At 70.7% G+C, this 12684-nt stretch carries 13 protein-coding genes; 8 read left to right on the top strand and 5 right to left on the bottom strand.

Going from position 1 to position 12684, the window contains the following annotated elements:
* Positions 1-2 precede the first annotated feature (2 nt).
* Genes OG966_RS33705 through OG966_RS33690 form a run of 4 tightly spaced genes read left to right on the top strand, consistent with a single transcriptional unit; the run spans position 3 to position 4471 of the window.
* Entirely contained in the window at positions 3-536 is a 534-nt protein-coding gene (locus tag OG966_RS33705) for a toxin-antitoxin system, toxin component (protein ID WP_326655487.1), read from the top strand.
* A gap of 3 nt (positions 537-539) precedes the next feature.
* Positions 540-1727: an MAB_1171c family putative transporter gene (locus OG966_RS33700; RefSeq protein ID WP_326653821.1), complete on the top strand. Its 1188-nt coding sequence runs from the start codon at positions 540-542 to the stop codon at positions 1725-1727.
* Entirely contained in the window at positions 1724-3172 is a 1449-nt protein-coding gene (locus OG966_RS33695) for an FAD-dependent oxidoreductase (RefSeq protein WP_326653820.1), read from the top strand. The genes OG966_RS33700 and OG966_RS33695 overlap by 4 nt, the downstream gene beginning before the upstream one ends.
* Positions 3173-3202: 30 nt before the next feature.
* Positions 3203-4471 (top strand): ROK family transcriptional regulator, encoded by a 1269-nt coding sequence (locus tag OG966_RS33690; protein WP_326653819.1) that lies wholly within the window; start codon positions 3203-3205, stop codon positions 4469-4471.
* Between the two features lie 57 nt (positions 4472-4528).
* On the opposite strand, the gene xylA is transcribed toward OG966_RS33690, so the two are convergent.
* The gene (gene xylA / locus OG966_RS33685; RefSeq protein WP_326653818.1) at positions 4529-5698 is read right to left on the bottom strand and encodes a xylose isomerase; all 1170 of its coding nucleotides are present in this window, start codon (positions 5696-5698) and stop codon (positions 4529-4531) included.
* Positions 5699-5868: 170 nt separating this feature from the next.
* Between xylA and xylB the strand changes: the two genes are divergently transcribed.
* From xylB to tsaA, 3 genes are all read left to right on the top strand, one after another.
* The gene (xylB, locus tag OG966_RS33680; protein WP_326653817.1) at positions 5869-7344 is read left to right on the top strand and encodes a xylulokinase; all 1476 of its coding nucleotides are present in this window, start codon (positions 5869-5871) and stop codon (positions 7342-7344) included.
* A 212-nt stretch (positions 7345-7556) separates the two neighbouring features.
* Positions 7557-8018 carry a pyridoxamine 5'-phosphate oxidase family protein gene (locus OG966_RS33675; RefSeq protein ID WP_326653816.1) on the top strand — a complete coding sequence of 154 codons (462 nt, stop codon included), beginning with the start codon at positions 7557-7559 and terminating at the stop codon, positions 8016-8018.
* A complete protein-coding gene (tsaA, locus tag OG966_RS33670) occupies positions 8015-8446 on the top strand; it encodes a tRNA (N6-threonylcarbamoyladenosine(37)-N6)-methyltransferase TrmO (RefSeq protein WP_326653814.1) in 432 nt (143 codons plus the stop codon). Before OG966_RS33675 ends, tsaA begins: the two co-directional genes overlap by 4 nt.
* 68 nt (positions 8447-8514) lie before the next feature.
* Here the strand turns inward: tsaA and OG966_RS33665 are convergent, their stop codons facing one another.
* The 4 genes from OG966_RS33665 to OG966_RS33650 form a co-directional block, all read right to left on the bottom strand.
* A complete protein-coding gene (locus OG966_RS33665; RefSeq protein ID WP_326653813.1) occupies positions 8515-9621 on the bottom strand; it encodes a YeiH family protein in 1107 nt (368 codons plus the stop codon).
* Positions 9621-10217, bottom strand: coding sequence for a cysteine dioxygenase family protein (locus OG966_RS33660; protein ID WP_326653812.1), 597 nt, complete (start codon positions 10215-10217; stop codon positions 9621-9623). Before OG966_RS33660 ends, OG966_RS33665 begins: the two co-directional genes overlap by 1 nt.
* Positions 10218-10320: 103 nt before the next feature.
* Positions 10321-11226, bottom strand: coding sequence for a LysR family transcriptional regulator (locus OG966_RS33655; RefSeq protein WP_326653811.1), 906 nt, complete (start codon positions 11224-11226; stop codon positions 10321-10323).
* A gap of 111 nt (positions 11227-11337) precedes the next feature.
* Positions 11338-12150: an SAM-dependent methyltransferase gene (locus tag OG966_RS33650; protein ID WP_326653810.1), complete on the bottom strand. Its 813-nt coding sequence runs from the start codon at positions 12148-12150 to the stop codon at positions 11338-11340.
* 309 nt (positions 12151-12459) lie between these two features.
* On the opposite strand from OG966_RS33650, the gene OG966_RS33645 reads away from it, so the two are divergent.
* Entirely contained in the window at positions 12460-12639 is a 180-nt protein-coding gene (locus tag OG966_RS33645; protein ID WP_326653809.1) for a hypothetical protein, read from the top strand.
* Positions 12640-12684: the final 45 nt, after the last annotated feature.

The raw sequence follows: 12684 nt of genomic DNA, 5'->3' as shown, positions 1-12684 counted from the left end.
AGATGCGGCGGTTGTGCGGCGAGCTCATCGCCGGAATCGACCTGCCCGTCCCTGCGGAACCGGCAGACCTCTATGCGGCGCTGTGCGGGAAGATGGGCAGCCGCCGGGGCCGGCCGGTCCAGTTCCGCGTGGCCTCGTTCCCGCCGGGAACCGCCAGCGGACTGTGGCTCGACATGGCGGACCAGGACCTGATCGTCATCGAGGAACGCACCGCACCCGACCACCAACTCGTCATTCTGGGCCATGAGCTGTGGCATATGCAGGCCGGCCACAGCAGCCATCACGTCGAGGGCGCGGCCGTCGCGGCACGGCTGCTGACGGACGGCGCCGATCTGCAGGACACCGTGCTCAAGGTCGCCGCCCGTACGAGCTTCGACGCGGCCGAGGAGAACGAGGCCGAGAGCTTCGGACTGCTGCTGAGCACTAAATGCCGTTCCTGGCTTACGGGTTCGCACACACGCGGTCCCGTTCTCGGCCGGGACGCGATCGAAGGCCGGATCGAAGCATCACTGGGATACCGAAAGCCGCAGGGCTGATGCGTGGAGGGTCTGGACTTCTACATACCCGGGGCCGCGCTCGCCGTCGCGTTCGCGTTCCGGCTGCCCGGAATCAGCCGCACCTGGCGTGATCCGCTGCTGCGGTCCGTCAGCGCACTGCTGCTCGTGGCCGTCTCGGTGTTCTTCTTCGCGGCGCCGCCCACCATCGCTGCGGTGAACCGCATCACCGGTGTACCCAACTTCTCCGCGCCGCTCGTCTACTGCATCCTCACAGCCTTCAGCGCTTCCTGCCTCGTGCTCATCATCAACTGGCGCGGAGGCCCGCCCGAAGTCACCCGGAGTGCGTCCCGCCGCTGCATCACCGCGTACGGCACGGTCATCGTGGCGATGATTCTCCTCTTCGCCCTCGGTGACGCTCCCGTCGAGCGGCTGCGGGACCTGGACACGTACTACGCGAACACTCCGTACATACGCGAGATGATCGTCCTCTATCTTGTGGCGCACACGGTGGCGGCGGTCGTGATGACCGTCCTGTGCTGGCGCTGGTCGATGCGGGTCCACGGCTGGCTGCGGACCGGTCTGGTGCTCATCATGATCGGCTACTTCCTCAACCTCGGCTTCGACGCCGCCAAGTACTCCGCCGTGTCCGCCCGGTGGGCCGGGTACAACTGGGACGCCCTGAGCACCCGCGTGGCACCGCCGCTGGCGTCGGCCTCCGCCCTCATCATCGCCGCCGGGTTCATTCTCCCGGTGGCCGGACAGCGCCTCTCCGAGTCCTGGCGGAGTTGGTCCACGTACTGGAAGCTGGGCGCCCTCTGGCACGAACTTCGCTCCGTCGCTCCTCAGGGGGCCATGGCGGTCCCGATCTCCCGCTGGTCGTCCCTCGACCTTCGGCTGACCCAGCGGGAAGCGTTCATCCACGACGGCATCCTCGCTCTGGACCCGTACTTCGACCACGGCCTGCGGGCGGAGTCCCATGCCGCGGCGCTCGCTTCGGGGACCGACGCGCACCAGGCGGAGGCCGTCGCCGAGGCGGCGATGCTGGCCGCCGCGGTGATCGCGCGGGACGCCGACCCGCAGGGGACGATCATCACCGCGGCGGACACCCGCTCCGCCACAACCGAGCAGACCCAGCGCGATCTCGTCGGCATGTCCCGGGCGTTGCGTCACTCGCCTGTCGTTGCAGCAGCCCGCCGTTGTGCGGCCAGGTCAGAGAGCAGCCACCCATGAGCGAACCACACAGACCCGACGCTGACCCGGCACTCCGTCGCGCCGTCGTCGTCGGCGGAGGACTGGCCGGGATGCTGGCGGCCGCCGCCCTGGCCGAGTTCGCCGACGAGATCACCGTCGTGGAACGCGACTCCCTGCCGGCCGGCCCCGAACCCCGTAAGCACCTGCCTCAGGCAGGTCATGCCCACATTCTGTGGTGCGGAGGAGTCGAGGCGATCGAGTCCCTGCTGCCGGGTGCCACCGCGCGCTGGCTGGCGGCCGGGGCCCGCCGCATCCCGCTGCCGACGGGCATGGTCGGACTGTCTCCGCAGGGCTGGTACCGCCGCTGGACCGAGACGCACTACCTGATCGCCTGCAGCCGCGATCTGCTCGACTGGGTCGTACGCGAGCAGGTCCTGGCCCAGCCGCGCATCACCGTTCTCGAGCACACCAAACTGCTCGCGCTCGAAGGAAGTTCCGCCCGAGTGACGGGGGTGCGGGTACGGACATCCGAGGGCGGTGAGCGTGTCCTGGCAGCCGATCTGGTCGTCGACTGCAGCGGCCGCGGCACTCGCGCGCCGGAGCTGCTCCGGGCGCTGGGCGTCGGCGCTGCGCGCGAGGACCAGGTGGACGCAGGCCTGGTGTATGCCAGCCGCCTCTTCCGTGCTCCACGGGGCACGGCGGCGGAGTTTCCCATCGTCAATGTGCAGTCCAACGCGCGCGAGCAGCGGCCCGGGCAGGCCGCCATCGTCCTGCCGGTCGAGGACGGGCGCTGGCTGGTGACCCTGTCCGGCACCCGGGGTGGGCAGCCCACCAAGGCGGCCGACGCCTTCGAGGCCTTCGCGCGCGGAGTGCGGCACCCCATCGTCGGTGAGCTCATCTCGCGTGCGGAGCCGCTCAGCGACGTGGTCACGTTCGGTAACACGGCGAATCGTCGCCGGTACTTCGAGAAGGTCGCCGGCTGGCCCGACGGTTTTGTCGCGGTGGGCGACTCGGTGGCCACCTTCAATCCCGTCTACGGCCACGGGATGTCCGTGGCGGCACAGGGTGTACGGGCCCTGCGCGACCAGATCCGGAAGCACGGGCTCACCTCGGCCGGGCTGGCCCGGCGGGCACAGCGGGCCGTATCCAAGTCCGCGGGCACGGCCTGGGACCTGGCCACGGGACAGGACATCTTCTACCCGGGAGCGACCGGCAAGCAGCCGGGCGCGGTGGACCGGCTGCTCGGCCGCTACGTGGACCGTCTGATGCTGACCTCGACCGGAAACTTCCTCGTCACCACCGCTCTGACGGATGTGATGACGCTCTCGGCACCGCTCACATCGCTGGTCAGGCCCCGGGTCATGCTGGCCGCGCTGCGCGGACCCGGGCTGCCGCGCCTGCCGGGGCCGCCGCTGACCGACGAGGAGCTGCACAGGGCGGAGGAGCCCCGGGGCGAGCCGGAGACCGATCCGGCGGACGCGTGAGACCGGATATCGCCTAGGCTCGGCCGCGATATGAACGGCAATCACACGGGCGGCTCCGCAGGCAGCTACACACCGCTGGAGCCCAAGGCCGACCGGGAGACGGTGCGACGGCACAATCTCAGCCTGGTGCTCCGGGCTGTCCGCGACGAGGGCGAGGTGACCCGGGCCGGTGTCTCGGCACGGGTCGGGCTGACCCGTGCGGCCGTCTCCTCGCTGGTCGAGCAACTCCTGGAGAGCGGGTTCCTGTCAGAGTCCGGGAAGACGTTCAGCGGTCAGGCGGGCCGGCCCGGCACCGTACTGAAAGTGGCCCGTACCGGCGTCGCGGGCATCGGGGTCGAGATCAATGTCGACTATGTGTCGGTGTGCGTGGTGGATCTGGCGGGCACCGACCGGGTGCGTCTCGTCGAGCACCTCGACAACCGCGGCGCGCCGCCCGCCCAGGTGCTCGCCCGGGCGGCCCGGATCGCCGCCCGGGCGCTGACGTCGGCGGCCGAGCAGGAGCTGCGGCCGGTCGGCGCGGAGCTGGCGCTGCCGGGGCTCATCTCCGCGGGTACGGTCCGGCAGGCGCCCAATCTGGGCTGGGCCCAGGTCGCGGCCGAGACCCGGTTCGCCGAGGCACTCGCGGCACTGCGGCCCGGCCTGCCCGCGCTGCCGGTGCATTCGGAGAACGAGGCCAATCTGGCGGCACTGGCCGAGCTGTGGTTCGGCGGCTTGGGCGAGGTGCGCAGCTTTCTGTATCTGACGGGCGAGATCGGCGTCGGCGGCGCCCTGGTCCTGGACGGCGAACTGCTGCGCGGGGCACATGGATTCGCCGGGGAGATCGGCCATGTCGTGGTGTCGGCGGACGGCCCCGAGTGCCGCTGCGGCTCGCGGGGCTGTCTGGAGCAGTACGCGGGACAGTCGGCGTTGCTGCGGGCCGCGGGCATCGACGAGTCCACCGGTGCGGCGGGCGTGGCCGAGCTGGAGCGGCGGGCCGGCGCGGGCGACGAGCGTGCGGTGACGGCGCTCGGACAGGCCGGGCTGATGCTGGGCCGGGTGCTGTCCGGCGCGGTGAACCTCTTCGACCCGGACGCGGTGGTGCTCGGCGGGATCTACCGGCCGCTGAAGCCCTGGCTGTCGCCGCCGGCCGGCGGCGAACTGGCCGGCCGGGTGGTGTCGGGGCTGTGGCCCGAGGACAGCGGGCGGCTGCGCGCCTCGTCCCCGGCTGCGGACGCGGCGCGCGGCGCGGCGGCTCTCGTGGTGCAGGACGTGCTGGCCGACCCGGTGGCGTACGGCATTTCAAGCCCGTCCGGCGATTGAGGACAGGACGGGGCTCCCACGCCCGCAGGGGACAGGGTCCTGGGCAGCCCCGGGCCGTCAGCGAACGCCCAGCAGATGATCCATGGCGAGCTGGTCGAGGCGCTCGAAGGCCATCCCCCGCTCGGCCGCGGCGTCCAGGTCGAACTCCTCGAACGAGGCACGGTCGGCCAGCAGACCGGACAGCCCGTCCGCGGCGGTGGGCAGAGCGAGCTGGTCCAGACGCGCGGCCCGCAGCGCCTCCTGTGCGCGCGGATTCGCGCGGAAGGCGGCGGCCCGCTCCTTGAGGATCAGATAGTTGCGCATACAGCCGGCCGCCGATGCCCACACCCCGTCGAAGTCCTCGGTACGCGGCGGCTTGAAGTCGAAGTGCCGCGGCCCTTCGTAGCCGCCCGTCTCCAACAGGTCGACCAGCCAGAACGCGGCGCGCAGGTCGCCGGCGCCGAAGCGCAGGTCCTGGTCGTACTTGATGCCGCTCTGCCCGTTGAGGTCGATATGGAAGAGCTTGCCTGCCCACATCGCCTGGGCGATGGAGTGCGTGAAGTTCAGCCCGGCCATCTGCTCGTGGCCGACCTCCGGGTTCACGCCGTACAGCTCGGGCCGCTCCAGGCGCTCGATGAAGGCCAGCGCATGGCCGACGGTGGGCAGCAGGATGTCCCCGCGCGGCTCATTGGGCTTGGGCTCGATGGCGAACCGCAGGTCGTAGCCCTGCTCGGTGACGTACTCCCCCAGCAGGTCGAAGGCTTCCTTCATCCGGTCCAGAGCGGTGCGTACGTCCTTCGCCGCGCCCGACTCCGCGCCCTCGCGGCCGCCCCAGGCGACGTAGGTACGGGCTCCGAGCTCGGCGGCGAGGTCGATGTTGCGGATGGTCTTGCGCAGCGCGTACCGGCGTACGTCCCGGTCGTTGGCGGTGAAGGCGCCGTCCTTGAAGACAGGGTGGGTGAAGAGATTGGTGGTGGCCATCGGCACCACCAGACCGGTCGCGTCCAGTGCCTGCCGGAAGCGCTTGATGTGCGATTCACGCTCGGCCTCGGTGACGCCGAAGGGGATCAGGTCGTCGTCGTGGAACGTGACGCCGTACGCGCCGAGCGAGGCGAGGTACTGCACGGACTCGATGGGGTCCAGTGGCGGCCGGGTCGCCTCTCCGAAGGGGTCCCTGCCCTGCCAGCCAACCGTCCAGAGGCCGAAGCTGAACCTGTCGTCGGGGGTCGGCGTGAAGCGTTCCGACATCACCTTGACCACCTTCCATCCGGAGTTTGTTTTCTTACCGTACTAATAAAGCATCTCGCCATGTGATCACAGAAGTCCATCAGTACCTGTTCCCGATCTGGTCGCGCAGGACCGGGTGACGTAATTTGTTTGCTGTCGGCCAAAATAGGCCGGGAGGGAGAGGTGAGGCAATGCCGACCCAGACGGTCGTCATCGGCGTGGACAGCTCGACCCAGTCCGCCAAGGCCGCGTTCATCGACGCCGACACCGGCCGGACGCTCGCCGTCGGCCGGGCCCCGCACCAGGTCACCGGCGAGAACGGCGCACGCGAGAGCGACCCCGAGGTGTGGTGGCACGCGCTGCGCGACGCCGTCGCCATGGGACTCAAGGAGTCCGGTCTCGCCGCGTCGGCCGTGAGGGGCATCGCGGTCGCCGGGCAGCAGCACGGCCTGGTCGTCCTCGACCGCGCCGGGCAGCCGGTGCGTCCCGCCCTCCTCTGGAACGACACCCGCTCGGCGCCGCAGGCCGCCGCCCTGACCGAGGCGCTGGGCGGCCCGGACGCCTGGACGGCACGTACCGGATCGGTGCCGGTCGCCTCGATGACGGCCGCGAAATGGCAATGGCTGCGTGAACACGAACCGCGCGCGGCCGAGGCGGCGGCCGCGGTCCGCCTTCCCCACGACTTCCTCACCGAACGGCTCGCGGGCGTCGCGGCCACCGACCCCGGCGACGCGTCGGGCACCTGCTGGTACTCCACCGCCACCGGAGCGTACGACCCCGGACTTCTCCGACTGATCGGCCTCGACGCCGACTTGCTGCCCGAGGTGGCCGCCACCGGCGGGGTCCGTGTCGGCTCGCTCACCGCCGCGGCCGCCGCCGAACTCGGCCTGACCGCCGGCATCGCGGTCGCCGCGGGCACCGGCGACAACATGGCCGCCGCGGTCGGCCTCGGGCTCGGCGGCGCCGGTCTGCTGGACCATCCCGCTCTCAGCCTCGGCACCTCCGGCACGGTCTTCGCCGCCAGCCGCACCCGGCCGGCGTCCACGGCACTCGCCGGGTTCGCCGCAGCCGACGGTACGTACCTCCCGCTGGCCTGCACACTGAACTGCACGGTCGCCGTCGACAAAATCGCCGGCCTGCTGGGCCTGCACCGCGACACCGCCGAGGCGGGCGGTGAGGTCGTGCTGCTGCCCTACCTCGACGGCGAGCGCACGCCTGATCTGCCGGCCGCCTCCGGTCTGCTCACCGGCCTGCGCCACACCACCAGCCGGCAGCAACTCCTCGGCGCAGCCTACGAAGGCGCGGTCGTCACAGTGCTGCGCGCCCTCGACGAGGTGCTGCGCGCCTGCGGCCTCGACCCGGCCGACGGGGAAGTCGCCGCCCGCCCGCTGCGGCTGGTGGGCGGCGGGGCCAAGGGACGGCACTGGGTGGAGACCGTGCGCCGCCTCTCCGGCCGTCCCCTGCTGATCCCCGGGAGTGGCGAACTCGTCGCCCTCGGCGCGGCGGCACTGGCCGCGGGCGCGGCGACCGGCGAGGACCCGGTGGCGCTGGCGGGCAGCTGGCAGGCCGGAAGCGGTGCCGAACTTGCCCCGGTGGAAAGGGACATGGAGACATGGGAGCGGGTCTCCGCCGTACTGGAGCGGGCGGCGCCGACGCTGCTCGGCTGATCGGGGACGGTCAATGACCGATGGTCGACGGCCGGTAGCCGATATCCGGTTGCCGACGAGGAAGCGGACGCCGTTCCGGCTCTTCCGGCTCTTCGGCTCTTCCGGCTGGACAGCGCCATGGAGCGCGGTCACCGTGGCAGACTCGCGGGGACCGCGCCACCCCTCATCACGCCCGGACTCGAGCTCGATCGGCACTCAGGAGGCCGCTCCCGATGACCCCGCCCGCCCGGACCGCGAAGCAGCGCAAGCAGGACGTACTGAGCCGGCTCGAGCAGGACACCGACCTATGGGTGGCCACGGCCGACGCAGACAGCGGGACCCCCTATCTGATTCCGCTGTCGTTCCTCTGGGACGGCACCACCCTGTTGGTGGCCACAGCGGCTTCCAGCCCGACCGCCCGCAATCTGCAGGCCACCCGGAAGGTCCGTCTCGCCGTCGGGCCCACCCGCGATGTCGTCCTCATCGAGGGAGCGGTGCAGACACTCGCGGCCGCCGAACTCCCGGACGGAACCGGCGACGCCTTCGCCGACAGAACCGGCTTCGACCCGCGCCGGCTCAGCAGTACCTATCTCTACTTCCGCATTCACCCGCAGCGACTCCAGGCCTGGCGCGAAGAGAACGAACTCAAGGGCCGCGAGCTGATGCGCGACGGACACTGGCTCGTCCCCGAATGAGCGGCGCGAACGGGTCCGAGCAGCCGTACGTGCTGCAGCCCATCGGCCGGGTCGAGTCTCCCCTGCTGCATCGCCGCGATGCTCCGAAGCAGGGTGACGAAGGTTCGCCCGAGGCGTCTCTGGTGTTCGAGCCGGGCGTGGCCGAGGGCCTTCGCGACCTGCAGGCCGGGACCGAGGTGCTCGTGCTGACCTGGCTCGACCGCGCCCGCCGGGACGTGCTGGCGGTACGCCCGCGCGATGATCCGTCGCGGCCGGAGACCGGTGTGTTCAGCACCCGCTCCCCCGACCGTCCCAATCCGGTCGGGCTGCACCGCGTGGAGATCGTCTCCATCGACGGACTCCGGGTCCGCGTGCGCAACCTGGAAGCCCTGGACGGCACGCCCGTCATCGACGTGAAGCCGTTGCTCGGCCGAGGCTCCGAACGCTGACCGGCCGACCGGACGCGAGGCGAGGCGCACACGGCGGCTTCACAGAGCATGTCCGGGCGACGGGACGGTCAGGCCATCACGAGCAGCACTCCCGCGTACGAAACCCCCGCCACCACCGCCCACGCGCAGAGTCCGAGCGCCACGACCCGCCCGCCCGTGCGCGTCAGCGACGGCAGGTCGACCGCACTGCCGAGGCCGAACAGCGCGGCGGCCAGCAGCAGTTCCTGCACCCGCTGTGCCGCGTCGATCCCGGCCGTCGGGAGCAGGCCCGTGCTGCGCAGTGCCACCATCGCCAGGAAGCCGACCACGAACAGCGGGACGAGCGGAAGCCGCTTCCTGCCCGCCGTAGCCGAGCCCGATGCCGTACCGGATCTCGATGCCGTACCGGAGCCCGATGCCGCGCCGGCCCGCCGTCGGCGGCGCACCGACACGGCCACGGCGGCGACGAGCGGCGCGAGCAGTGCCACCCGCATCAGCTTGACCAGGACCGCCTCTCCGAGCGCGCCGGGACCGGCGGTCTGCGCGGTGGCGACGACCTGGCCCACGTCGTGCACGCTCGCGCCGACCCACCGGCCGAATTCCGCGTCGCTCAGCCCCAACGGCTGCTGCAACAGCGGCAGTACGGCGATGGCGAGCGTCCCGCACAGGGTCACCAGCGCCACCGATGTCGCCGCGTCGCACTCGTCGCTCTCCGTCGCCTCGCTCACCGCGCCGATCGCGGACGCACCACAGATCGAGTACCCGGCGGCGATCAGCAGCGGCTGATCGCCGGGCAGCCCCATCCGCCGGCCCAGCCACCAGGTGCCCAGGAAGGTCGCCGTGACGACTCCGAGGACCATCGTGACCGTCGCCCAGCCGAGTCCGAGCACATCGTCCAGGCTCAGCTTCAGTCCGAGCAGCACGATGCCGGCGCGCATCAGGCGTTTCGCGGCGTACGAGAGTCCCGGGCGGGCCGCTCCCCGGACGATCGAGCGCGCCACCGGCAGATGCGCGGCCACGATGCCGAGTACCACGGCGACGGTCAGCATCGGTATGTCCGGGACCAGTTGATGCACGGACCAGGCCAGGGCGACGCCGAGCACCGCGAGCGCGAGGCCGGGCAGGCGGGCCGGCGCCGAGGCGGAGCCGGAGCGTGAGCGTGAGGATGTGGCCGCCCGTTCCCGGAGCAGCGCCATCAGCGGTCGGCCGGCAGTTCGTAGACCCGGCGGACGCTGGTGCCGAGACGGGAGATGTCCGCGCCGTAGATGTGGAGCGAGATCGCCCGGTCCGTGCCCGCGTTCCAGACCCGGTGGATGTCGCCGGGCGGAGCGAAGCCGCACACCGCGCCCTGCGCGTTGATCACATCGCCGGTGGCGACCAGCCGCGCGGCCGTGCCGGTCGCCTGGGACGGAAGGAGACGGTAGCGCCGCTCGCGCTCCTCCCCCTCGTGAACGCCCGTCGTGCACCAGGACACGTGATCGTGCACCGACGTGCCCTGGCCGGGCAGCCAGACCAGCGCGACGACCGAGAAGCTCCCGTCGTGCTCGGCGTGCAGCAGATGCTGGCGGTAGCGCGCCGGGTCGCTCTCGCACTGCTCCGGTGTGAGCAGATCGTCCGCGCCGAGATGCGGCGCCAGGCGCTCACCGACCAGATACGCCGTCAGGTCCGGCGGCAGTCCCCGCCCGACGACCTCGCGCACCTCGGCGATCAGCACGTCGAGTCGGTCGGTCGTGGGCGCCGCCCGGAAAGCTGCGGACGCGCTCGAGGCACTCGATGCGGTCGAAGTGGTCATACGGGCAGCGTCGGGCCGCCCGATCCATCACGTCCAACGACGGTTTCTTCGAGACTTCCCAAGCACCGCTTATGAGTTCAGCCCATGACTTCCGCTCACTGGTTCAGCAGCCGATCTTGTTCGCCGCGACCGTCTTGAGCTCCTCGAGAACCAGCGCCGTCGCCGGAATCCGCAGATGCTCCCGCAGGACGTACGCCGATATCTGCCGCTTCGAAGCGGGCTGCAGCACCCGCCCGGTGACCTTCCGGTGGCAGAGGAAGTTCAGTACGAGCGCCGGGATCATGGCGACGCCGAGACCTTCGGCGACCAGGCTCTGCACCACGAGATTGTCGTCCGTGGTGAACGCGATGTCCGGCGCGAAGCCCTGTTCGGCGCACTCGTGGAGGAGGTTGGCCCGGCAGCGCAGACACCCCGCTATCCAGCGCTCCTCCGCCAGATCCGCCAGCTGCACCGCCCGCCGCCGCGCCAGCGGATGCCCGGTCGGCAGCAGCACCGTCAACTGGTCCTCGAGGAGCGGGATCTCCACCAGCTCATCGGGTACGTGTTCGTGCAGGCCGGGATAGGTGAACGCAAGTGTGATGTCGCACTCGCCGCGCGCCAGCCGCTGCAGCGACTCCGGCGGCTCGTTCTCCAGCAGTTCGACGCGGACCCCGGGATGGCCGGCGGCCAGCCGGGCCATCGCCTCGGGGATGAGGGTGGCGTTGGCGCTGGGGAAGGCGCAGACACGGACGCGTCCGGCGCGCAGCCGCGTGAGGGCGCCCAGCTGCTGCTGGGCCGCGGACATGCTGTCGAGGATGACCGTGGCATGCCGCGACAGCGCCTCTCCGGCCTCGGTGAGGCGCATGCCGCGGCCGACCCTGATGAACAGCGGTGTGCCGACGTCCCGTTCGAGTGCCTTCATCTGCTGCGTGATCGCCGGCTGCGTATAGCCGAGCGCGCGAGCGGCCGCGGAGTACGAACCGGTGCGGACCACTTCATGGAACGTCTTGATGTGCCGGGAATCGAACACCCACGCATCATAAGCAGAATTTGGGTACCACGGGTCGGGCCCTCTGGATCCCGCCCGACCGGGCTGCGGGGCCTCCCGATCCCGTCCGACCGGCTACGGCTACGGCTACGGCTACGGCTTGCGTGCCACTCCCGCGTACAGCGAGGCAGCCTCGTTTCCTTCGGTCACTTCGTCCACGCCGAGCTCCGGGTGCCACTGCGTCAGCTGGACGATGCCGGGCTCTGTCGGCTCGAGACCTTCGAAGAAGCGGCCGATCTCGGCATACGAGCGCGGCACCAATGTGACGCCGCCGGCCGCGTACATGTCGACGCCCCGCTGGACGGCCGGCGGGTCGAAGTCGGCGGTGAGCTGTGACAGTACGAGGTAGCTGCCGGACGGCAGCGCGTCCACGAGCCGGCGCACCAGCTCGTACGGACTGTCGTCGTCGCTGACGAAGTGCAGCAGCGCCACCAGGGAGAGGGCGATCGGCCGTTCGAAGTCCAGGATCTTCCTGGCCTGTTCGAGGATGCGGCCGGGGTCGCGCACATCCGCCTGGATGTAGTCGGTGACGCCTTGCGGGGTGCTGCGCAGCAGCGCCTCCGCGTGGGTGAGCACGATCGGGTCGTTGTCGGTGTAGACGACGCGTGACTCGGGGGCGGCGGCCTGGGCTATCTGGTGCAGATTGGGCTCGGTGGGGATGCCGGTACCAATGTCCAGGTACTGGCGTATGCCTGCCTCGCCGGACATCCATCGTGTGACGCGCTGCATGAACCACCTGTTGGTCCGGGCGACATGCTTGGCGCGCGAGTCGATGCTCATGATGTGGCGGCCGAGTTCCTCGTCGACCGGGTAGTTGTCCTTGCCGCCCAGGAACCAGTCGTACACCCGGGCCGGATGCGGCTTGCTGGTGTCGATCCGCGCGGCAGCCGGCTCGGTCCCGGTCATTGGATGCTCCCTGGGTGCTCAGGAATTCTGGTTCGACGATCTTGTGATCCTCGCAGGAGGAGGGAGCGCGAGCAAGCAACTGCTCATCCGTGCATGGGGAGTTGGGAGCAGGCAGGAACAAAGACAGCGGAGTTGGGACGCGTCCTCCATCCGCACGGCGGCCGGCCGAGGGGGGAGGTACACGCACTGGTCAAGCTGCCCTGCAAGATGTGCGCCGACAGGAGTAGGAACAGGAGGAGGCTGCGGCGCTGTCGTCCGTCGCACGGGCGCCGTGCAGTCCGTGCCCCTCCCAACTGAAGGGCGATGGGAATGAACGAACAGCGTCTACGCTGCTGCGTGTGCGGCTGCGACACCGACGATGCCACCGACTACGTGGTCCTGGAATTGACGGCGGAACACGTCGACACACGACAGTTCCTCGGCGCTCACGCGGAATGCCTGAACGGTGTCATGGCTCCAGCCTTCACCGTCGAGGTGCACCTCATGTAGGTCCGTCGTACGGGCCCCGCCAAGTGTTCGCAGAAGCTGTCAGCC

The organism is Streptomyces sp. NBC_01750 (assembly GCF_035918095.1).
GTDB lineage: Bacteria > Actinomycetota > Actinomycetes > Streptomycetales > Streptomycetaceae > Streptomyces.
The sequence above is the reverse complement of the archived record's forward strand: the minus strand, read 5'-3'. Positions and strand labels throughout refer to the sequence as shown.

Excerpts from the sequence above, each read along its gene's own strand:
- OG966_RS33705 (WP_326655487.1), top strand. The coding sequence starts at position 3 with ATGCGGCGGTTGTGCGGCGAGCTCATCGCCGGAATCGACCTGCCCGTC.
- OG966_RS33660 (WP_326653812.1), bottom strand. The coding sequence starts at position 10,217 with ATGACCACTTCGACCGCATCGAGTGCCTCGAGCGCGTCCGCAGCTTTC.
- tsaA (WP_326653814.1), top strand. The coding sequence starts at position 8,015 with ATGAGCGGCGCGAACGGGTCCGAGCAGCCGTACGTGCTGCAGCCCATC.
- OG966_RS33650 (WP_326653810.1), bottom strand. The coding sequence starts at position 12,150 with ATGACCGGGACCGAGCCGGCTGCCGCGCGGATCGACACCAGCAAGCCG.
- OG966_RS33645 (WP_326653809.1), top strand. The coding sequence starts at position 12,460 with ATGAACGAACAGCGTCTACGCTGCTGCGTGTGCGGCTGCGACACCGAC.
- OG966_RS33665 (WP_326653813.1), bottom strand. The coding sequence starts at position 9,621 with ATGGCGCTGCTCCGGGAACGGGCGGCCACATCCTCACGCTCACGCTCC.
- OG966_RS33690 (WP_326653819.1), top strand. The coding sequence starts at position 3,203 with ATGAACGGCAATCACACGGGCGGCTCCGCAGGCAGCTACACACCGCTG.
- xylA (WP_326653818.1), bottom strand. The coding sequence starts at position 5,698 with ATGTCGGAACGCTTCACGCCGACCCCCGACGACAGGTTCAGCTTCGGC.
- OG966_RS33675 (WP_326653816.1), top strand. The coding sequence starts at position 7,557 with ATGACCCCGCCCGCCCGGACCGCGAAGCAGCGCAAGCAGGACGTACTG.
- OG966_RS33695 (WP_326653820.1), top strand. The coding sequence starts at position 1,724 with ATGAGCGAACCACACAGACCCGACGCTGACCCGGCACTCCGTCGCGCC.
- xylB (WP_326653817.1), top strand. The coding sequence starts at position 5,869 with ATGCCGACCCAGACGGTCGTCATCGGCGTGGACAGCTCGACCCAGTCC.